The 21,464-nt window shown below is 53.9% G+C and carries 21 protein-coding genes and 1 pseudogene; 10 read left to right on the top strand and 12 right to left on the bottom strand.

What is annotated here, in order from left to right; translation table 11 throughout:
* Positions 1-224 precede the first annotated feature (224 nt).
* Positions 225-1,292, top strand: coding sequence for a hemolysin family protein (locus RR_RS20475; RefSeq protein ID WP_049939225.1), 1,068 nt, complete (start codon positions 225-227; stop codon positions 1,290-1,292).
* Between the two features lie 285 nt (positions 1,293-1,577).
* On the opposite strand, the gene RR_RS20470 is transcribed toward RR_RS20475, so the two are convergent.
* Positions 1,578-1,970, bottom strand: coding sequence for a DUF5684 domain-containing protein (locus RR_RS20470; RefSeq protein ID WP_049939224.1), 393 nt, complete (start codon positions 1,968-1,970; stop codon positions 1,578-1,580).
* 350 nt (positions 1,971-2,320) lie between these two features.
* Here RR_RS20470 and RR_RS20465 point away from each other — a divergent pair, with 350 nt between their 5' ends.
* Positions 2,321-2,911 carry a hypothetical protein gene (locus RR_RS20465; protein ID WP_049939223.1) on the top strand — a complete coding sequence of 197 codons (591 nt, stop codon included), beginning with the start codon at positions 2,321-2,323 and terminating at the stop codon, positions 2,909-2,911.
* A gap of 49 nt (positions 2,912-2,960) precedes the next feature.
* The gene (locus RR_RS20460) at positions 2,961-3,797 is read left to right on the top strand and encodes a DUF4870 domain-containing protein (protein WP_011224972.1); all 837 of its coding nucleotides are present in this window, start codon (positions 2,961-2,963) and stop codon (positions 3,795-3,797) included.
* Positions 3,798-4,059: 262 nt separating this feature from the next.
* Here RR_RS20460 and RR_RS22640 read toward each other — a convergent pair whose 3' ends face one another.
* The 3 genes from RR_RS22640 to RR_RS20455 form a co-directional block, all read right to left on the bottom strand.
* Complete coding sequence (locus RR_RS22640; protein ID WP_004516568.1) at positions 4,060-4,212, bottom strand: hypothetical protein; 153 nt, start codon at positions 4,210-4,212, stop codon at positions 4,060-4,062.
* A gap of 193 nt (positions 4,213-4,405) precedes the next feature.
* Positions 4,406-4,579 carry a hypothetical protein gene (locus tag RR_RS21670; protein WP_244621439.1) on the bottom strand — a complete coding sequence of 58 codons (174 nt, stop codon included), beginning with the start codon at positions 4,577-4,579 and terminating at the stop codon, positions 4,406-4,408.
* Between the two features lie 169 nt (positions 4,580-4,748).
* A complete protein-coding gene (locus RR_RS20455) occupies positions 4,749-5,588 on the bottom strand; it encodes a hypothetical protein (protein ID WP_049939222.1) in 840 nt (279 codons plus the stop codon).
* A 196-nt stretch (positions 5,589-5,784) separates the two neighbouring features.
* Here RR_RS20455 and RR_RS20450 point away from each other — a divergent pair, with 196 nt between their 5' ends.
* From RR_RS20450 to RR_RS20425, 6 genes are all read left to right on the top strand, one after another.
* Entirely contained in the window at positions 5,785-10,422 is a 4,638-nt protein-coding gene (locus RR_RS20450) for a VWA domain-containing protein (protein ID WP_170221549.1), read from the top strand.
* Positions 10,423-10,424: 2 nt separating this feature from the next.
* Positions 10,425-11,540, top strand: a complete 1,116-nt coding sequence (locus RR_RS20445) for a hypothetical protein (RefSeq protein WP_011224976.1) — start codon at positions 10,425-10,427, stop codon at positions 11,538-11,540.
* Positions 11,541-11,598: 58 nt separating this feature from the next.
* Positions 11,599-11,910 (top strand): hypothetical protein, encoded by a 312-nt coding sequence (locus tag RR_RS22870; protein WP_049939219.1) that lies wholly within the window; start codon positions 11,599-11,601, stop codon positions 11,908-11,910.
* Positions 11,911-12,008: 98 nt separating this feature from the next.
* The gene (locus tag RR_RS20435) at positions 12,009-13,223 is read left to right on the top strand and encodes a hypothetical protein (RefSeq protein WP_011224977.1); all 1,215 of its coding nucleotides are present in this window, start codon (positions 12,009-12,011) and stop codon (positions 13,221-13,223) included.
* Positions 13,220-13,870, top strand: a complete 651-nt coding sequence (locus tag RR_RS20430) for a hypothetical protein (RefSeq protein ID WP_011224978.1) — start codon at positions 13,220-13,222, stop codon at positions 13,868-13,870. The genes RR_RS20435 and RR_RS20430 overlap by 4 nt, the downstream gene beginning before the upstream one ends.
* Positions 13,867-14,421: a hypothetical protein gene (locus RR_RS20425; protein ID WP_049939218.1), complete on the top strand. Its 555-nt coding sequence runs from the start codon at positions 13,867-13,869 to the stop codon at positions 14,419-14,421. The genes RR_RS20430 and RR_RS20425 overlap by 4 nt, the downstream gene beginning before the upstream one ends.
* Before the next feature lie 266 nt (positions 14,422-14,687).
* Here RR_RS20425 and RR_RS20420 read toward each other — a convergent pair whose 3' ends face one another.
* The 6 genes and pseudogenes from RR_RS20420 to RR_RS23155 all read right to left on the bottom strand — a co-directional run bounded on the left by RR_RS20420 (position 14,688) and on the right by RR_RS23155 (position 20,383).
* Entirely contained in the window at positions 14,688-14,975 is a 288-nt protein-coding gene (locus RR_RS20420) for a PadR family transcriptional regulator (RefSeq protein ID WP_011224980.1), read from the bottom strand.
* Between the two features lie 115 nt (positions 14,976-15,090).
* Positions 15,091-15,357, bottom strand: a complete 267-nt coding sequence (locus RR_RS20415; RefSeq protein WP_011224981.1) for a DUF7389 domain-containing protein — start codon at positions 15,355-15,357, stop codon at positions 15,091-15,093.
* A gap of 63 nt (positions 15,358-15,420) precedes the next feature.
* Positions 15,421-16,244, bottom strand: a pseudogene (locus RR_RS20410) (N-6 DNA methylase).
* Between the two features lie 57 nt (positions 16,245-16,301).
* Positions 16,302-16,574, bottom strand: coding sequence for a PadR family transcriptional regulator (locus RR_RS20405; protein WP_011224983.1), 273 nt, complete (start codon positions 16,572-16,574; stop codon positions 16,302-16,304).
* Between the two features lie 105 nt (positions 16,575-16,679).
* On the bottom strand, positions 16,680-19,574 hold the full coding sequence (locus RR_RS20400; protein WP_011224984.1) for a PAS domain S-box protein: 2,895 nt from the start codon (positions 19,572-19,574) through the stop codon (positions 16,680-16,682).
* 368 nt (positions 19,575-19,942) lie between these two features.
* On the bottom strand, positions 19,943-20,383 hold the full coding sequence (locus tag RR_RS23155) for a hypothetical protein (protein WP_011224985.1): 441 nt from the start codon (positions 20,381-20,383) through the stop codon (positions 19,943-19,945).
* 106 nt (positions 20,384-20,489) lie between these two features.
* Between RR_RS23155 and RR_RS20390 the strand changes: the two genes are divergently transcribed.
* Positions 20,490-20,879, top strand: coding sequence for a hypothetical protein (locus RR_RS20390; RefSeq protein WP_011224986.1), 390 nt, complete (start codon positions 20,490-20,492; stop codon positions 20,877-20,879).
* On the opposite strand, the gene RR_RS20385 is transcribed toward RR_RS20390, so the two are convergent.
* Positions 20,858-21,145, bottom strand: a complete 288-nt coding sequence (locus RR_RS20385) for a type II toxin-antitoxin system RelE family toxin (RefSeq protein ID WP_011224987.1) — start codon at positions 21,143-21,145, stop codon at positions 20,858-20,860. The genes RR_RS20390 and RR_RS20385 overlap by 22 nt on opposite strands.
* Positions 21,135-21,431 (bottom strand): ribbon-helix-helix domain-containing protein, encoded by a 297-nt coding sequence (locus RR_RS20380; RefSeq protein ID WP_011224988.1) that lies wholly within the window; start codon positions 21,429-21,431, stop codon positions 21,135-21,137. Before RR_RS20380 ends, RR_RS20385 begins: the two co-directional genes overlap by 11 nt.
* Between the last annotated feature and the right edge of the window lie 33 nt (positions 21,432-21,464).

Genomic DNA, 21,464 nt, shown 5'->3' with positions numbered 1-21,464 from the left:
TGTCGACTGCTCTCTGCGAGAAGGTCCCGTAGAATCCCCTCCCTCATCAGGCAGAATCGGTTTGTATAGCGACTGTACCGACCGGGCGGCGACTTGTGTAAGAAGGCATTACTGTTGGTGTCGGTTTATTTCAGAGTTGGATGGGTGACTATACTGTTCGGTAGATTCGCTTACTGATCTTGAACTGCGCACTATTTTCTGTCTGGTATTGGTACGGCGGGATGATGGAGCCGCTTGAGATCGGATTACGGATTCTCGGTGGTATTATTCTCATCGGGGTGAACGCGTATTTCGTCGCGATCGAGTTCGCGCTGACCCGTGTCAGACAGTATTCCAAATCGGAATTCGATACGCCTGGGCTTGAGCTCGCCTGGGAAATGACCACTGATCTGGAGTTTTACTTAACCACTTGCCAGGTCTGGATCTCCGCAACGAGTATCGCACTAGGGATTATCGCCGAACCTGGACTAGCGGCTCTGATTGAACCGGTGTTTGAGAACACCACGTTCGCATCGGTCGGGGCTGGCTCGTTACTCGGCTTTCTTATTATCAACTTAGTCCACCTGACACACGGAGAACAGACGCCTACCTACCTTGGTGTCGAACGCTCCAAACAGGTCGCCCGGTATGGATCACGGCCGCTGTACTGGTTTGCCAAGATACTCGCTCCAGCTATCTGGGTCGGTGATTCGGTTGCAAAGGGAACACTGGGCCTGTTCGGCATCGAGATGACTCAGGCATGGACAGAAACCGAGAAAGAAGTCATCGAAACTCGTGCCGACCTTCGGAACCGACTTGGATCGGTACTCGAAGAGGGTGAATTGCCTGCGGAGCGCCGTGAAGAGATCATGAACGCGTTGACGATTGGTGAACAGTCGGTGAGAGAGGTCATGGTCCCCACCGAAGAAATCATAGCTATCTCAACTGAGGATTCAGCTGAAGCGAACTTCGAAAAGCTTGAGCAGCACCCTCATACACGGTATCCACTAATTGGTGAGGATTTAACTGAATTCCATGGGATCGTCTACAGTCCAGTTCTGTTCAGTCATCGTGAGGAACTCGCCAGTGGCAACGGTGCGTTCACTGAACTGGCGGCACCGACGATGACGCTTTCGCCCGATACCGATGTGAGCGACGCGATCGATCAGTTCCAGACAGAGCGACAAGAGATGGCTCTCATCATCGAAGACGGCGAGGTTATTGGACTAGTGACCGTCACTGACCTGCTGGAAACGATTATCGGCGATATCGAAGATCCGCTCGACCAAGACAGCGCTGACGTACTCGAGTAAAAAATGCTTGACCGTTAAGACATACGTCAGTAGACTCGCCATCGCTAATTGTCGTCGGATCCACTCTTGTGAGACTTGCGTATCTCTCGCGGAGTCGACTATAGATTGAACAGATTGGACTAGTAGATATTCCGCCTGTACTGACCGTTTGTGGAGAGCCATAGGTAGTGTGAGGAGGGTTGTAGGCACCCTCTACACTGCTATTATGTGTCCAAACACAGCCCATCGGCCTAATTTAAGAGTGATCCTGTAATTGGTTACAAGCTTGGGGTCACCGCGTCCATATTATGCGAGCCCACCAGACTGACGATGCTGATAATCGCCAAAGCCCAGCAGTGGGAAGAAGAGGATACCAAGGAAGGTGAGCCCAAGTCCAAACCCGATACCTCTCCCAAACGCTCGAGCTACTCCAGCATGAATCTTATACAGCGCGTATAGATTTATGACCGGAATAAATACGAGGAGCAACCACCACCATGCATTCTCCCCGATCCGAAGCATGATATAGAGGTTGTATATCGGAATGATTGCCTTCCACCCTGCGTGACCAGCTTTCTTGAATACCATCCACATCCCGGCAATCTGGATTGCAGCGAGCAATAGCTGGAATAAGAGGAGCACGATACCACCGGCATCACTGCTCTGGAGAGGGGTAGCTAGCACCCCAATGGGGACCATATCCATAGTGGTTTACTGACCTAACAAAAAAGTGGTGAATTCCGTGACGGTACTGGTCAATTGTACGTCCGTCAGTCTACAGGCGGCGCAGGCTGGGTGTCCCGAGACTAACCCCCGAGGTAGTTCATCTAGCCGGTCTCGGGTCATGCCAACTCCGAAAATATCCGGTTCATGGCTATGAACCTCGGTCGGCTTATTTTTTCCAGGGCAGCATCCAAAACCGTCGACGTACGGTGGTTTCCCAGTTTTTGAAAAAAGACTAATCCGGTTTTACGGCCGTCAAATTGCAGTTCACGGGCACAAAATCCCCGTCCGATTTTAATTGCCCCCGTCAACTATCCAGCGATACCGTGTCCGCGATTCCAACCTGGATCGACGAACGGATTGATCGGAACCTCGACAACACGCTCACGCAGGAACACGTTGTCGAGACGATGCTTGAGTCCGATCGACCGTTCTTTTCGATCCGTCAACTGCATGCGCGCATCAAGCCTGACGTCAGTCGGGCCACGGTTCGAAACCGGCTTCAGGAGCTTCAGGAGATCGATGTCGTCGCAACCGAAACGTACCCTGACTCGATCAGCCTGTACTACATCAACCACCCAGAGTCGGACTGGCCAGTGTCGCCCGAGGGCAAAGATGCGCTGAATGCAAACACCCCGCTGGATCGGCTCTCCACTCGCGGATTCCTTACCCTCTCGGACACGGCTGGAATCCGCACACTCGTGCTCGCTGGGTTCCAGTTGAGCCTCGTCCTGCTCGCACTTGGTGGCGTCCTCACAGTCATTGGTGCTGATGTAAGCGGTACCCAAAGCGACATCCTACTCTGGGATACCGCATTCGACCTGGTAGTCGTGAGCATACTGTTACTCGTCACCGAGCGGACAGTCCGGTGGGTTCGTGACAGATATGGCCCACTGAACCTCCTGCCATCGACGTAAGCAAAACGAATCAGAGATCACTAATACGACTTCAAAGCCCTCTCAACCCATGACCTCCACACCACCTACGCCCGGACCCAAACTGCTCGAGGAACGCTCACTCGGTGGCATCCTCATCCACTTCCTTGCGATTCCAACTGGCGTCGTCGGAGCTGGACTCCTGTATCTCCTCGCCACTGACGAGTTCACAAAACGAAACGCCCGTAACGCGCTTGACTGGCACCTTACTGTGTTACTGATAACCGCCGTCACGTTCGGCTCTGTGTTCACCTATGCCGAACTGACTGGACAGGGTGTCACCGATGTCTCTATCTTTCCATCGTCTGTGTCGACGGTCGCTGGCATCGTTACTTCGGCACTTCTCATGCTTTGGTTTGCTGTCACGGCTTGGACATTCGCTGTCGGGCTCATCGCAATGGTGAAAGCCATATTTGGGACGGCATGGCGGTATCCATTCTCATTAGCTCTCGTCGAGCGGTTTGGATCCCATATTAATCTCTCGGATAGGTGGCCGCTTGTTATACTCGGATACATTGTCTTGTCACCATTGCTCATCTGGGCTGTTTTCTTTGTTCCAGCAAACGATGCTATAGTCATCCTTTCTGCCTTCGGGTTGCTCGGCCTAATACTGGGTTTGACCCCGTTGACAGGGATCGCGATGTATCGTCATGGCAAGGAACATTGGCTGCAAGATGCCGACCAGCAGTCACACGTTTTTGCACATGTTGGCCTCCCAATTCTCGTCGCTGCTATCGGCTATGTGGTTTCGTGGAGCTTCACTCAGTCGGTATCGCCTCAAGGCGATGCAATGTATGTCTTTCTTGCTGCATTCTGGATATCGTCGATCGTGTACTTGATTCGGTGGTGGACGACATCGTCGGAATGATTCACTATAGCAATACTGAAAATCTACTACCTTCTGCCGTCTAAGTAAGGTCCAGCCTGTCTCATTTCGAGTTGATAAATTTCCGCTTGAACTGCGTAGTAGTATTCAGATGTCGTGTTGAATACACAGCATAAGTTGTTCAGGTAACACTCTTGAGTTCAGCGGAGCATCGAGTAATTGAGAACCATCAATTTCGCCGGGAGTAGCCGTACAGGAAGCGCGGATTGTCTTCTGCCGAGTACGTTGAGTCTGCTGTCTATGACTACTCAGGCGCAACGACGTCTTCACACATTGGACACTCGGCCCAGATGCCCTCCGTACCGTCGTCTTTCTCGTATTCAACCAGCAGCCACGGAGTTGTGATACGCTCGTCGCAGTTTGGACAGCGACCGAGACTTTGCGTGTCATCAGGCATGGAAAGGGGATGGAAGGAGCGTGTGACAGTGTTCCTTCCACGCAAAAATTGCCTGTCTTCGGAAATAAGTGTTAGCTAGGGTCTCGACCTCCCGACACAACGCTGGGGCACGGGCTCGCCGTACTGTCCCGGTTGCGAACAGCGCTGGCACTGTATCGGCGATTGGTCCGAGGCAACCGAGGACGGGGAGCTGTCAGAACCGACGACCTGCCCCGAGCGCTCTGAAGTAGCTGAGTAGCTCGTGAAAGTCGTCTTCGCCCATCGGCGGGTATGTGGTCGACATCGAGACGAACACTGACACACCGGCCTGCTGGAGTTCGTCTACCGCCTGCCAGCGAGTCATCGGTGGCGGGGCGTTCAGTTCCACGGCTCTGACGAGCGTCGCATCGAAAGACGGAATCGACGATCCGATGGTAACCGAACGAGATCATCGACGGTGGGGAAGTTGCCAGTACCTCTTCACATGGAGGCTATAGACGCCATCCAATTGAGCCGGTCAGCGAGGTGAGAATGTCTCGTGTGTCTTGGAATCGCTTCTACAACCGGCGGTAGATGATGATCCCACCGAGAACAGCGACGATCATGCTCCCGCCGATAAGCAGATTCGTGGGTGAGCCGCCAGACGGCTCGACAGTGTCTGTGGCCGCGGTCTGAGACGGTGTGATTGCTGGCCCACCACTGCTGGTCTGGGTCGAGGTTGATTCCTCGGTGTCCGTTTTGGTCGAGCGTTCAGTCACTTCGGTCGTCGTTGTTGTTGGGGTGTCGCTGGGCGTCGGTTCCGTTACTGTCGGTGTGTCCGTCGCTGTTACTGTGTCACCAGAGTCACTGCCGCTGGAGTCGCTACCGTCATCGTCATCACCATCATCACTGTTACTACCGCCGGAACTCGACGAGTCTTCCTCGGTAGGAGTTTCTGTTGGTGTTTCTGTTGCAGTCGGTGTCGGTGTTGGCGTCTCCGTTGCGTTTTCTCCGGACTTGACTGTCAGTGTTCCATCGCGGACGCTGGTGACATTGTATGCGGTCCCGGATTCGTCACCGACGGCTGCAACGGTCAGATCCACATCGCTTGTCCCGGCAGCCTTGCCGGTGAGCGTGACTGAGACAACAGATGTCGAGCCACTGTCGGCGGTATCCATTCCAGTCGCCGCAATGCGGACGCCGTTCGCCTCCTCAGAGGACTGGACTGTTTCTGGATTTCCAGCAACAGACGTGTTCGAGACTGTTGCAACCGAATCGTTGGTGCTTGCGATATCGAGATCCAGTGAGCCGACCCCGCCTGTGGTCGACGTGACTACGATATCAACAGTGGTTGTGTTTCCAACCGTAACAGTGTCAGTCGAAGGCTGGACTACGACACTGGTCGTTCCCGCCCCCATCGCGATCCCCGCCCAGAGGGATACTGCTATACAAAGGCCGAATACTGTCGCAAGCTTCCTCATTAAATATACTGTCTCAATAAGTAGGATTAAGTATTCTAGTTACTGATTCAAACTCACAATACTACCTCTGGTGGGAGTTTATATGGCAAGTTCAACGACAAAATTACAAGCGTTATTTGGAGTATTACTATTAGTGGCTGTCGGTCCGGTCTCAGGGGTGATGACCGGTACCGGGACTGGCCCGTTGCAGACGGCCGGCAATGACATCTCTGGTACAAGTACCGGAAACCAGGCCGTCACCACGGCCGGAAACGAGCCGACACAGACACAACCGACACAAACACCCGCCGCAACGGCTGGGAACCAAGCGACCGGACCACTTTCGACCAGCTGGAATGGCTCAACCGAGCCGAATGCGAGTGCCATCGCGGAGTTAGCACCCCGAGAAAACGACTCGCACCCGTACCCGCTCGTTGGCGATAACCAGCCTACTGATCCAGATGGCGACGGACTCTACGAAGACGTCAACGGCGATGGCGCTGTCAACATCGTCGACGTCGACGCACTGTCTCGTCATTTGGAATCGACAGCAGCCGGTGCCAACTGGAGCGCGTATGATTACACGGGTGACAACCGAACCGATGTCGGGGATATCCAGTGGCTCTTCGTCGCCACGCGCTCGACGCCCTCCAATGACACTGATGGCGATGGACTTCCGGATGCCTACGAGCGAAACGTTACGAAGACCGACCCCAGGGTAGCAGACTCTGACGGGGATGCTGTGATTGACGGCGCAGAAGACTGGGACAATGATACGTTACCGGCATATCGCGAATACCGACTCGGTACTGACCCTCAAAGCAACGATACAGACGGTGACGGACTCACTGATGACGTCGAATCACGGCTCCAGAGCGTTGATCCGACCGACCCCGATACGGATGACGACGGCGTGCAGGATAGCGCTGCCGATCCAGATAACGACTCACTGAGCATCTACAACGAGACCGTCGCAGGTACTCTCAGCAACGATCCAGATACGGACGGTGATGGCCTGCTGGACGGGACAGAGGTACACCAGCTTGGAACTGACCCGCTCAAAGCGGATACAGATAATGATGGCCTTCCAGACGGCGAGGAAGTTCGCCTCGGAACAGATCCACTCGTCGCCGATAGCAACGACAACGGTGTCAGTGATGGTGAAGAGAGCTATACCACGACGGCGACCAACGAGACGCTCGGAGTCACACTGAGCCTGACTGGCAACGGTGATATCGGCAATGGGACGACCATCGCCCCACAAGACGACCCACGGTTCAACACGTCCCGTGTGGGGAATATGAGTGCCTCGCCAGTTGTTGAACTCAACTCCGAGCAAGAATTCTCCTCGGCTAACGTTACTCTGGGGTACAACGAGACTGGGGTGGAAAATGAGAGCCAGGACCTCGCCGTGTTCACATACGATCCCGAGGCGGGGATCTTCGTGCCGTTGAACTCCACTGTTGACGCCACTAACAACACGGCCACTGCAGAAACGACTCACTTCTCCACGTTTGCGGTCTTTGATATCAGCAACTGGGCGACGACGTACAACGCAACTGAGCCAGTGCGACAGACCGACGACGATGGGCTACGCCCAGTCGACGTGACGCTGGTCATGGACACGTCAGGATCGATGAGCAGCAGCGTTAAGCTTCGGAATACAGCTGGACAGCGGTTCGTTGCGGGACTGCTTGACGTGGATCGTGCGGCAGTGGTCGACTTCGACTCATCCGCATACGTGGCACAGGACCTGACATCGGATTTCGGTGCTGCCAATTCGACATTAGATAATCTCGGCAGCGGCGGTGGGACTGACATTGGTTCGGGACTCAGTACCGCAAACAGCCAGTTCGCATCTAACAGCAACGACTCCCGTGCACAAGTGATGATACTGCTGACTGATGGGCGAGGCAACGGCGGGATTTCGGAGGCCCAGACGGCCGCTAATCAAAACACCACTGTCTACACCGTCGGCTTCGACAACGCGAATCGTGACAAACTCCGGGATATCGCCAACATCACCGACGGAGAATTCAATTATGTCACGGACCGCTCGGAACTGCCCAACGTGTTCTCACGGATCGCCGAGAACACCACCGAGATCAACGATACGGACGGTGACGGCCTGAGTGACGAGATGGAACGCGAGGGGGTCATACTAGGTGGACCCAATGGGGATCGCGTCACGACAGATCCGAAGAGCGCTGACACCGACGGTGACGGCCTCTCCGACAGCAGAGAAATCGGCCAGTACACGGAAGTCAGTTATAGTGGCAGGACCGCCTCCTATTACAACCATCTCGCCAATCCAAGGCAGGTCGACACTGACGGCGACAACCTGACCGACGCGGAGGAAGTCGCAGGCTGGGAAGTTCAGCGGACGACCAGTGCTGACCAATCGACCGAGTTCACGAACACATTGTACAGTTCTGCTGGGGATGGGATGGGGCATCTTGAGACGATCTCAGTCCAATCTGATCCGACACTTTCGGACTCGGATTCCGATGGGGTAACTGACGCACAGGAACGACGGTACCGTCTAGACCCCCATAGTCACGATACAGATAACGATTCGATTTCCGACCACAGAGAGATCGTTAAGGGCCTTGATCCGACGATCCATGATTTCCAGCCACCGGAGGTCACTGTCTTTACCGCTCAGTTCAGTAAGCCAAATTCGTGGGCCGACAACCGGGCGACGTACTCACTCACGTTTCAGGTTGACGACCCATCTGCGGTTCAAACGATAGTAGTCAGTCATGACGGTGAAACGAAGGCAACGCCCCGAGTTAGAGAGAACCAGTATACTCACCTCATCGAATATCGGACCGGATACGTCCAGTCCCTTGAGGATGATCTCTCAGCGGCAACAACAAAAATCAGAGTTACAGATACGCATGGGAATGCACGCTCGTCCCCTGCATTCACTCGAAGCACGATCTTTGTTGAGGGAGCACAGCATTCTGAGGCGGTAGATACCAATTCCAGAGTAGCTGCACAGGGACTGGGGTTCTCTTCGGGACTAGCAACAACGTTTGGCAGTAGCATTGAGTCACTCCAGTCCTTCGCTAAAGACCCACTGAGGGCCATCGAGGCGATCAGTACCCTTCTGGACTCTATTCCTGGTCTGGACTCACTGAGCAACCTCCTCTCGCAAGCGCCGGCAGTGTTTGACGCGATGGTACAGAGCTATGAGGATCGTCAAGACAGGGCGAATCCCTACGATCAAGACGCAAAGCCGGAGTTGCACAAAGACTTCCGGGCTAACTACTTCGCCGGGATGCTCTGGGGCGAGGTTGCCCGGTCCGTCACCGGCAGCCAAGCAGCCAGCGCGGCCAAGCGAACCCAGACGGCGAACACTGTAGCTGACCGGTTAGGCGGGACTCGCGTAATGCGGGCGGCCCGGACGTACAGTCGGGCACAGGACCGAGCTGGGGAGTGGCGCGCCCGGCAACAGATGCGAGCGATATCACAACTATCGAAGGCAACGACGGTCCCACGGAGCGGCGCTCGGCGTGTCCTCAAACCCGCCAGAACAGCAACTGATACAGTCCGCATCCGGCACACGATCCGTCGGACAGACGTCGACATGGCGGAGCTGGACCCAGCCCAACAGCGACGCCTCGGCACACTGCTTGCAGAAAACGATCCAGCCGTTGCCCGTGCCGTCCGGCAAATGGACCAAGACGAAATTGATGCCCTGACCCGGGTCGAGATGGATACCCGTACCCGGAGCGATTTCGCCCGCGCATACGAGAGTGGCGAGGTCGACAGCGATGAACTCACGACGGCACTCACCCGCTACGACAGTTTAGATGCGGATGGAAAGGCGGAGTTCGACGACCTACTGGCGCGCAACGGTGACGACGCGGTCGACTTCGCCGGGCGCACGGACTCGGACACGTTCGATTCGACGTTTAGATGTGACATCAGTAGTGCACCGTCGCTCGGTGCTGCGGGCTCATTGCGGTCCGGCAGGTATCACTCAGTCACGGCACCGTCGTCGCCGTCCCTCCAGAGCGGCGGTGACTGTCTCCCCGACAAACTGGGGCTTTCGGCCAGTGAGAAAAGCAAATATCTCTCTGCGTTGAATGCGGGATCGGACGTTGATAGCGGGCCGATCACTACCGCCGACGAACTGGAAGGCCTGTTGGACGACCTGCAAGGCCGAGAAGGCTTCGACGACATCGGCAAGATTGCAGGGGATATCCAGGGCAATAAGAAGGGGTTCAAAGGTCTTGCCGGTGAAGGACACGTCGGACGTGCACTCGATGACCGGTCTAATATCGATGCCGGCGATGGCGATATCGAACTCGAAAAAGACCTCTCTTCGGATGATATCGCGGATGAGTACAGTCAGGACATTGCCGACGGTGTCGAGAACAGTGATGCGTTCAAGAACGTCAACAGTGAGAGAGGTGGCTCTAGTAGCGACATCGATGCGAAAGCGAACACTGAGGTAGAAATCAACGGACGGACGCTCAAGGACCCAGCAATCGAATCTAAAAACCTCGATCCGGACAGCGCTGAATTCTTCCGAAGAGACAACTGGAACGGGTTAAAAGAGAAGCTACGGACGCACGCAGTAGCAGGAGAAGATGAAATCGTGGTGGCCATGGATCAAGACTATATCGACGTGGAGGCTAATCGCCTTGGCGGGAGCAGTAGTTCGTCGTCCCGAGAGGTCCTGAGCAACAGACTAGAAAATGACATCGAAACAACCCTGGCAGATGAGTTCGGGATATCCAAAGACGTAACCGTTGAAGTGACTAGCTATAGTGACCTATAATAATGTCACCACGCCATCTCACGGTCCACGTTCCCGAATTTACGGATGACATCGTTTCGACCGGCTTCGACGCGGCTGAAGAGGTTGGATTCGATATAGACAGAGATCAGGAATCGGACGATGGCGAGTGGCCGTACTATAACGGTAATTACAACAAAACGACCGTTTCGTTCATGTTCGACATCTCTTCGGATAGAGAGACGTATGAACGGGTTCTATCTGTGGGACTTTCGGACATCCTCATCCCGTCGAATTGGTCAGACGAGCAGAACTACGCCGAATTCGTGACTGCTGTTGTCAACCTTGCTTGTGAGCTAGCCGTTGCGTATGACGCGGAATACGTCCCGCTGTTCCAAACCACTAAGCATAATACAATCGCGCCGACGGGTATGCCCTTCGCTGAGCACATCGATCAGGTCCCACAACTGGCCGTCTACTCCGAGACACTGTTCGAGGAGTTGGGCGGTTTCGACGCGCTGTACGGCGGGACTCCGTGGCGGTACGCAGAACTCGATAGCGGACACGTTTTCGCCATGACTTCCGACGGCCCCTGGGAGAACTCCGAGTTCACCAACTTGAAGCGGCGGGACCTGCAGCGTGGGGAAACCGTGACTGACCTCGATCTTTCGGACCCGTTCATGACACTCGATCCGGGTGAGTACGGGACGGACGCCGTCATTACGAAAGACGATATCGCTCCCGAGTTCACCAACGAAGCACTGACACTGGAGCGGGTGTACCGGGCCGAGTCAGACACCCTCCGCCGTGTCGAGGACGATTCGTTCGTCCGGCGGCTCATCGATGATGGAAACGTGTTAGGCGAGCTCCCCGACGGTGTGGACACGGACGACGAGCGACTCTCAGCGCTCATCGAGGGGTCGATTCCGCCAGCGTTCGTCCGGCTCAACGCTCCCAACGACGAATCGATCGTCTCGAAGACGCTGGCGCTCGACATCGAGACTAGCAAGTTTGAACTGTTGGTGAATCTGGCACAGACTGCGCGTTCTGCGGATGTCTCTGACGATGTAATGGCGACTATCGAGGGGGTACTGGACCAGCTGAGTGAGATGGACGATCAAGACGGTATCGACCAGTACATCGAACAGAAGCTTCTGTGACTGCGGTAGCTTTTCACATAGCTTGAACACGCACTGAGTAGCCGGCACGGTCGCGCCTGTGACGGCCTTGGGCGGCGGAAGCGTCCTCCAGAAGGGACTGAGTAGTTCATCGAAGCTCAGACGGCTGGTCGACGCCGCCGACTCGGCGGTACCCGACAGAGTGCCAAACGGCGTCAAGCCGACGGCACTACGGCGGGCTGGGAAACTCGACGACTCGGTCCCCGACGCGGACGTGCCGACCGGGCGCATGAGCGCGAAGCTCAACGACATCCCGGGCCGCGCCGCCAGCAGACCACCGAGCAGTTCGACCAACTCGACAGCGATGGCAAGGACTACCTCGGCGACACTGACATCGACGACCCGACGCTGAAGGCTACCGACCTCTTCGAGAACACCGGACCCAGTGGGCGTCGCGCGCTCAACGATCTGGCGGAAAGCGATCAGGACGCCGCCGACGCGCTCCTGCAGATGGACGACGCTGCGACCCAACGCCGGTTCGTTCGAGCTTACGAGAGCGGCGAGGTCGACAGCGATGAACTCACGACGGCACTCACCCGCTACGACAGTTTAGATGCGGATGGAAAGGCGGAGTTCGACGAGATGTTGGCGCGCAACGGCGACGACGCGGCCGACTTCGCCGGGCGCACGGACTCGGATACGTTCGATGCTGTGGTCTCACCCTGTGGGGCCAGAAGTGCGCCGTCGCTCGGTCGTGCGGGGTCGCTTCGCACTGACCGGTATCACTCGGTCGCAACGCCGCCGTCGACCCTCGCACAGAGCGGTGGAAGCTGTCCCGATCTTCCGGATGACGTAGAGGATGACCTGCAGGATGCCCTTGTGAATGTCGACGGAGACCTTGATGCCGACAGCGTCGACGATGTCCGCCGATCTATCAACGAGCTAGACGGGGACGCACAGGATTCAGCCACCAATCTCATCGAGAGCGAGGGCACTGACGGTGTCTCGGTCACCAACGACGCAACTGATCTCAGTGACGGCAGCGATAGTGTTCTGACTGACGGGGAGGTTGATGACCTGGTAAGGGCCTACGATACCTACAGCGACAAAAGTTATGGCCGCGATGTCAGGGACATACAGGACGACATCGATGACCTCGACCAGAACGATGTCGACGGTCTCGACGACGCTATCAACAGAGGTACAAGCAGCTCTGGCGACGATATAAGCTCGAACATGAAAGGGCTCGACGGTGAAGTAGAGGTAAACTCAGACCTCTTGGACAGAGACGATATCGACGCCAACGACCTCGAGATGGACAAGCAGATTAGAGAGGATAGCAGTTGGGAAACCGATTCCCTGCAGTCGAGTGATTACAACAGTAACACTGACATCGATAGCGATATCGATGGCGGTCCGGCCTACGAGGTGAAGAACTTGGATTACGAACCCTTTGCAGAGTTCCCGAGAGCGTACGAGGAAACTGCTGACTCACTTGATGACCTCAGAACAAAGCTCAACACGTTCGGTGCCAGCGGTCAAGACGAAATTGTCGTTGTGGTTCGGCAAGATGCCGATACGGCATTCGCCCCAGAAGTCCAGCGTAGTCTTTCCGGGCAGCTGAGCGGTGCGGAGTCACTCCGTGATCTCGGCGACCAGGTTGAATCCAACTTCGACGGTGTCGAAGTAACGTTCAAACGTTTCAACGAGGTAGAGACCTCATGATGGAAGGTGTTGCACAGGCGGGCTTCTACACCTGGGACCCGAACGGGGTAGAACACGTCCTCAACGAGGTACTGAGCGTCGCCGACCACGCAGAGCTGCCTTACAGTTGGGATGGCGACGAACCTGCTACAGCAACTGATATCGGTCTCGGCGATGTGCTCCTTCTGCACGCCGATGAGACGGAATTTCGGATACGATTTGAACCGGATGACAAGATTGAACGTCGGTTAAAGCGTTTTCTGGGCTTGAGTACTAGCGCACGCTACCTGGTGGGAACCGACGAACACGGCGATCAGTACGAGGGATACACAGCAACGTTCGTTGATCTAATACGCCGGCTCTCAATTGCACTCGAACCCGACTACGTATCGGTTGGACATCCAGTGAAGGATGTTCGCCCATCACCACTCGAAATAATGCCAACTGAGGGGGTATTCGAGATAGAACGTCTTCCCTGGCTAAGCGTCTATTCCCCCTCACTCATAGACCAGTTTGGGTGGACAGATCGAATTTCGGCTTCACCAGCCTGGAAAGTTGACCAGCTCGACACTGGTGCTGTGCTCCTGATCAAGACACAGGAGCCGTGGGCCGATGTAAGTCGGGACCATCCACTCGATAAACATCTTCTGGACGGTGATGACGCGTGACTGATGCTAGTGGACCGAATTCAGTTACCCTCGGCGACCCCTTCGCCGCTCTCGACATCGGTGAGTACGGTGCAGACGTGTGTGTCCACCGCGACGACATTAGCACAGAGTTCCCGAACGAGATTCTAGAACTGATTCGTGTCCAAGTCAATGAGGACCGAGACCTGCGCCGCGTCGACTCGGGACAATTCGTCCGTAACGTCGTTTACGCTGACTCCGACGACCGCCACTCAGTAATCAAGCAGATGCTCGCTGACGTTCCCAGCGACGCTACCGACGACAACCTCTACGTCTCGGCGTTGCTTCGGGACGTAATCCCGCCGGCGTTCGTCCGACTGGACGACCCCGACAACGAGAGCGTCGTGACGAAAGTGATGCGTCTTGAGACGGACGTGAACAAAATCAAGCTCCTCGTGAGTCTGGGGCGGGTAGCCCGGCAGGACGACTTCACGGCAGACGACCTCGGCTCGATGGAAGGAGCGCTGGACACGCTGAACGAACTCGACGACAATGAGAATATCGACCAGTACATCGAAGCGAAGCTGCTGTAAGCAGTGACGAAGGCCGCGAGTGACAGTGTCCTTAGCGAGGGTTCGACGTGGTGTAATCCTGCAGACTTAGAATACGATATGGACTCTCCAGCGATGATGCCTGTCCTGAGTTAGTGACAGCCGGGGTTATCGCTTTGATACACACGCTGTGGCTGCTTTACCTATCCTCTTACCTCGCGATTTTGAGACGTCCGCGTGAACCACGTTCTCGATCTCGACTGCGGCGTGGCCATTCAGAGTCGGATCAAAATCAGGCGCGTTGACAGTTATCCAGAAAGCTCACTCGTTCCGTACTGTTGTTCCCACTCGTTTCGAGCAGCTATCTCTCGTTCGCCACGTCGCGCGACTGAGTAGATGTTGGTTCGTCTGTCTTTTTGTGCCTTCTCAATGAGCCCTTTGTCGGCAAGTGTGTCAAGGCTCGGGTACAGCCTCCCATGATGGATTTCTCCCTCATAGTATTCCTCCATCTCCTCTTTGATTGCGAGGCCATGTGGGCCGTCTAGACCGTACACCACATACAGCAGGTCACGTTGAAAACTGGTGAGGTCAAACATTTCAGGATATCTAACAACTTTGCGCCGTTAAGTCTAATGAAATTGACTAAAATCCAGACGCATTGATGGCTAGAACCGGTTTCGAAAACGGCTGAAATCTGATTGTAAACTAGTGTTAATCCTCGCCTGCCTCGTCCTCCTCGGGCTGAACATCCCGAAGCCGACCACTGATCTCCTGGTCGTACTCTTCTAGGAGCTTGTAAAACTCCGCAATCGTCTCCTCGGCAGTCTCACCCTTCGACTTGATCGTCATACTGTCTTCGTCTCGCGTCCCGGTTCCTCGTTTCATCCGGGCCTCCATACTGCACCCAAAGTCCGTTCGTTCGACCTTTTCAACTGAGTCTGGAGCCGCATCCGGCTCTGTGTCTGATTCTTCTGACATGGTTTTCCTCGGGACGCTCTCACTGGACCGCCCCGCACCCGACTGGGGCACACAAAACAGCCCTCAATCGCTGCTCTCGAACGCACCCAGACTAGCCTGCTCACTCGGAACGGACGACGTGACCGGAGGTGTTCGACCTTCCGAGTCCGTATCTGCCCCCTGCGCTGGACTGGACCGGTTCTCCGCCTCAACCGTATTCTCGAAGGCGTCGGTCACCCACTCGTGAAGCTCTTCGACCTTCTCGTCGTCTAGCTCGCGAACGTTCCCACCCAGCGAAGAGTACGACGTCTGCCACGCTCGCTGGAACTCGACAGTCAGTGAGTCGCCCTGAATAACGTAGGCATCCAGATTCAGGAAACAGCAGTTCAGTGCCGTCATTCGGGCACAGAGTGGGTCCTTATCTTGCCCGACAAACAGGGCGTCTGGCTGCTTTCGACCGGCGACCAGCAGTGTTCGACCGCTCCCACAGGCTGGGTCACAAACTGTCTGTCGGTCCTCAGTATCATTCTCGTCTCCGACGCCGGCGATTTCGGCCATCGTCTGCAAACAGAGTGCGGTGTGAAGTGCTGACCGAAAGCGTCGCTGGACATTCCATACTCCTCGTACACAGCACCCAGAACGTCAGCATCGGTGGCCGCCATCCGTTCTTGGAGCTGACCGAACGCCTTGGCGAAGAGGTCGACCGAGCGCTGTTCGTCTGGATAGTCCATGTCGCCGCGCTCGCGATAGTCATCGACGATCTCCAGATACGGGTCGTCTCGGTCCTGCAGTGCGAACATCATAAGGTTGACCCAGTCTCGGAAGACTGTGTGGGCGCTGTGCCCGCGCTGGCGAATTTGCTCAAGCGTTGCAACAATCTCGTCGACGTCGATCTGTGGCGAAGCCATACTCTCTCAGCCACCAGAGAGTCACAAAATCTGGCCTGCCGACAGTCGTGAATCTGGTCAGTTGTAGTACTTATTCTCCCAGTCGCACCGGGCTTGAAGCTCTCGACGCCCACGATTGGTGATTATGTAGCCATTCGTCCGTCCGTCTTTCTTCTCTTTCTCGACGAGACCTTTGTCGATGAGCGTATCCAGATTTGGATAAAGTCGGCCGTAATGAATCTTCTTCTCGTAATATTCTTCAATTTCGTCTTTGATTGCGACACCAGCGGGTTTGGATTTTCCAGCGACTACGAACAATAAGTCTCGTTGAAATGCTGTCAGGCCGTGCATATTCGCGGTTACAATATTACATATATGAGCAGATTGGTATGAAATCGCTGTTTTCACTCCACGTCATACAGGTCCTCAACCTCCCGCCGGTAGTAATGTCTGCTGCTAGCTATCCTTTACCAGTTCAATCACAAAGACTGCTCCTCTAGGATTGTTGTCTTCAACCCATACATCTCCGCCATAGCTCTCAATCAGTGTGCTCACGAGATACAGTCCAATGCCAGTCCCGCTGCTTTCTAATTCTTTTTCACCTTTCCCAAATATCGACTCTTTCTGTGCATCTCGGACGCCCGGACCGTTGTCTGCGATACGTAGTTGTACGTATTCTTTCTGATCTATCGCCGAAATTGTTATTTCAGGGTCCTGTTTGTCATTATGTTGGATCGCGTTTTTGAGAAGATTGCGAATGACTGAATCAAACATTTCGTTGGCTCTAATCATAACGTCCGGAATCGACCCATTAATCGTAATTTCCGCATCTGTATTTGCTGAGCGTATTTCTTCAATCTGCTGTCGAACGACACGATTAAGTGAAATCGGTTTGCTATCAGTCCCATTCTGAAGCAGTACCTCGGACAGTTCCCGTGCCGACTGGGTCAATTCAACTGCGTTTTCCGCACATCTCAACGCAGCGTTGACGTGTTCCGACTGAGCGTCGTTAGCCCGCTCTGCGAGTAAATCAAGCCGGCCGAGCAGTATCTGTAGATCGTTCCTGATGTCATGCCGAACAATCTGATTGAGGAGGTCCAAATTATCTCGCTGTGATTCGATCTGTTGCTTCTGATTGATACGGTCAAGTGTCGTGGCTAGAATTGCCCCAAGCAGTTCAACGAGATATTGATCGAATTCATCGAATCTATTAGGTGAGTCACCAAGTGTAACCAATACGCCGTGATTCGTCATTGGTTGAATAATCCCACCACTAGAGGGCATACCACTGATTGTCTCTGGTATCTCTGCCCCAGTATCAGTAAGAACCCGCGTTTCTCCTGAAGTATACACATCCCAAACCAGTTTGTCTATCGAACTGTTATCTGCGGTCCGCTGGTATACCGGTGTGTCTCCTACACCCTCCTCGAATGCATCGGTTATGGCTGCAGGTTCAAGTTCACCGTCCTTTCGTTCAAGATGGACACTGCTAAGGGGAAACGACAGTGTCTGATTAGCAATCTCGACCGCAATTGTGGCAGCTTCATCGATGCTTTCGGCCTGAATGAGTTTCTGCGTCTTTTCCAGCGTTTCACGTAATTTGCGCTCACGCTGCCGATTTTTTGTGATGTCCCGATACAGCCAAATGTTTCCCGTTCCATCTGGCAGCGAGTACGACACGTAGCTCCGAGCTAAAATGCGGCCATCTGCCATCAGCAGTTCTTCATCGAAAACAGCATCTCGCGTAGAATGTATTTTATTGACCGTTTCATTGAATTGATCTGGATCAGCGAACTGTGTCTTCAGAGTCTCCGCTATTTCAGCGTACTCGCAGCCGATGAGTCCACTGGGGGTCAGAGACACATCTAAAATATCAAGTAACTTTTTGTTCGCTGTCGTGATTGTTCGATCAGCATCTTCAATCAGAATCCCGACTGGCATATTGTCAAGAACCGAAGACAAGACGCTGTTAGTCTCGGTGAGTTCCCGTTCCTGCTGCTTGCGGTCCGTAATATCGATATACACGCCGAAATACACCTCGTCTTCGCCGTCTACAGCCGGTGTAGACCGTAACAAAAAGTCACGCTTTCCATCAGCCGCCTCTCGACGGACTTCGTGGGTAACCTGTTTGCCAGAGGATGATAGTTGGTCAATACTTTCCGCTTCTTCAAGGCTTCCGTCAGGAACAATGAAGTCATTGATGTCTCCACCAACTGCATTGGATGCCTCATATCCAAACGTCTCCTCAAACGCCTCGTTTACATTATGTATGAGTGTTTTGTTGCCAGTATACTCAACTACAACGGCTGGTTCCGGGATGCTCTGAAATAGCCTTCGGAACCGATCTCGTTCCTGTTGGAGCTCATTTCTGTGCTTGACACGCTCTTCCTCATACTCCGCAAGTGTTTGACTCAACTCATTAAATGCAGTGAATATCTGTCCCCAGTCACCAGTTGCCTCTTCAGCTACTTGCTGCCCGTATTCTTGCCGTTGCAGTGCTTCAAATCCGCGAACCAGTTGTCTGTGGTACCTCAGTATCTGTGTATACAAAATAGATCCGAACCCACTGATGAGAGCCAGAACTAGCCCAATCCCACCAAGCTGATAAATAGTAACCGTCCGGAGGTCTCCGGCGAGAACGTTTCGGCTTGTTTGTACCTGAACAATCCAACCAGTCTCGTTGACAGTAGCATTCGCTGTGACCGGATCTGAGCTAAGATGGGCTGACCGGTTATAGATCTGATTTCCTGACTGTGTTCGAATGAAAACACTGCTATCGCGGTTAGCGGTTTTTGAAGCCATTCTAAAAATCGAACTATCCTGGAGGTGAAGTGCAGCATTGAGTGTCCCAACAACGGCCCCATCTCGATAGATCGGTGTACTTATCGTAACAATATAATTACCAGAATCGGCGACTACAGGTGCACTAATATAGGTTTCGCCATTACGAGCTCGCTGAAAGTAGTGCCGGTCACTAAAATCGGAGCCGATTAGCTCAGACCGTGTCTCCGGATCAAGCCCCGCTGCTATCCCGGTCATTGTTCCGTTTCGATGGATAACTGAAACCCCATTGAACATAGTCTCGTTCACCATCGTTTTCAGCGCATAGTGCTGTTGTGGGGTACCGTGTGCAGCGATAGCTGGATTTGTCGCCTGGAGACGAACAGTTCGCTTTAGTCCCTTCAACCTGGTATCAAGTCCTGCTGCAATCCTCTCGCTATGCTGGGTTGTCTCATCCAGTTGTCGACCAGTAACTGACTCTTTGTTCAACTGAAACCCTGCAAAGACGATCCCAGACAGGAGGACAGCAAAAACTATTAAGAGAATACTAATTTGGGTACGAAGTTTCATATCAGTCGTTGGCTTTTTATTAGTATTATTACTCTCACTACCCTACGATAATAATATCATCGCATCTATCCATCCGATAGAAAATACCATTTAGGTGTCTTGTTCTCTATTGAGTACCGGCAGTCTTAGATTCTCCTGCAGAAATTTTCGCTAAGCTAAGCTGGAAACAGACCTTGTTCAGAAGCTTAACACCTTCCTTACATTTTCTAGAGGTATTAGGGTATTACCAAATAATACGTTGAAGTCTGCAGAATGGCTTTTCATTCAAGTAGTCACAGTAATTAATCAAAGACAATATATCATATATTAAATATACTTACTAAGCGGTCATTTCAATCGCTGCCATGAGCAACGAACCGTTATAACGGCTATGACGGGTCGTACAGGTCTTCGACCGAGCGCCGGTAGTAATCCTGACTGGAGTCTGGAACAGGATCAGCCCCCTCTATGTCCTTCGCGATGATACTGACGAACTGCTTGGGTGGCTTCCAACTATCGTCAATTTCGCGGGCTTCGGACTCTTTCAGGACTGCATACTCACCGTCGGCGGTAACGTACAGAACACGAATTCCCGGCTTCTCGCTCAGCGGGCCCTTGAGCAGTTTCCCTGTTCGTGTATTCACTAGCCACTCAAGTAAGAGCCCAGCTCGGCACTGTATTGCATACAGTTGCACTTCGTTCTCCTTGGGAGATTCTGTGCGCCCGTTGTCGGCCCACGATTGGGGCAACGACCGATTCTCAGTCTCATCTTTCCATCGCCACTTCAACTTTTTCGGACCCGTATTCCCACGTTGGTATTTACTACTCATTGTTTGATTCTCTCAGCCACTAGAGAAACACAAAATCCACTCTCTACCGCCTCTATAGCAACTTTTTTGCTGTTTGAGAATATATGTATTAGTACGAGGACTCATCATGAAAACAGCCGAGTCCCCAACTACGACTAGCGAGTGTTCGCCACCAAACCAGTGGATATCCCGCCAGCCCAGCGGCACCCGCGAACTTGATTTCAAGGAGGTTCGACAGCGTCGGTCAGCAACGTGGAACGCCGCCCTCGATGCCAGTGTCGACGTAACGAAGGGTGGCCGTCCGGACCTGTTCCTCGTCTCCGTCGACGACGACTGTCCCGTTAATTGCTCGCTGGCCGAGCATCCAAACGGGACCCACACCGGCTGGTGCAGCTGCGAAGTCTTCCAGGCGACGACCGTCTGCCCACATCTCTGTGTACTCCGCCAGCACACTGCCTTCGGTGATCTCGACCTGCCAGAACGAACAAGCGACAGTCAGTCGTCGTCAGCCGTGTAAGCACCGCTCCGGTGTTCGATTCTGTGGATTTCAAGCACTGAGGCATCATGTGCAAGCACACATGCAAGGCGGTACGTTCCAACTCGGAGTTTCCAGAACGGCCCGCCAGTCAGTGGTTCTAGGAAGTCCTTGGGCTCGTGCCATGTTGAGTCGACAACCTCGTCTAGTTTCGAAACGACTCGATCCTGAACGTGCGTATCGAGATCACCAAACTGCTCAGTCGCACGCTCAGTGAACTTCCACGTCCACTCAGCGTCACTCGTCATTACTGTCTTGGTCCATCATCGCACGGACTTCTTCACGCGAAACCAGTTCAGCATTACCCGCCCGAAGATCGTGCTCGCTCGCGGCAATCTGTTTCCACCCACTCCGACTAAATGCGGGGTGCTTCACTGCATCCCGAGCGACATGGCGAAGGAACTCACTCCGCGAATTGAATCCCTCCTCCTGCCACGTTGCATCGATGTCTTCGAGAAACGATTTGCTCAATCGGAGGTTTATCTGTACCATCTCTGGACCACCGTTTCCAGTATCGCTGTCTGCATCAGACATATACAAATGCTATACGTTCGTGTAGTATAATTC

This window comes from Haloarcula marismortui ATCC 43049 (assembly GCF_000011085.1).
In the GTDB taxonomy this organism is placed as follows: Archaea; Halobacteriota; Halobacteria; order Halobacteriales; family Haloarculaceae; genus Haloarcula; species Haloarcula marismortui.
The sequence above is the reverse complement of the archived record's forward strand: the minus strand, read 5'-3'. Positions and strand labels throughout refer to the sequence as shown.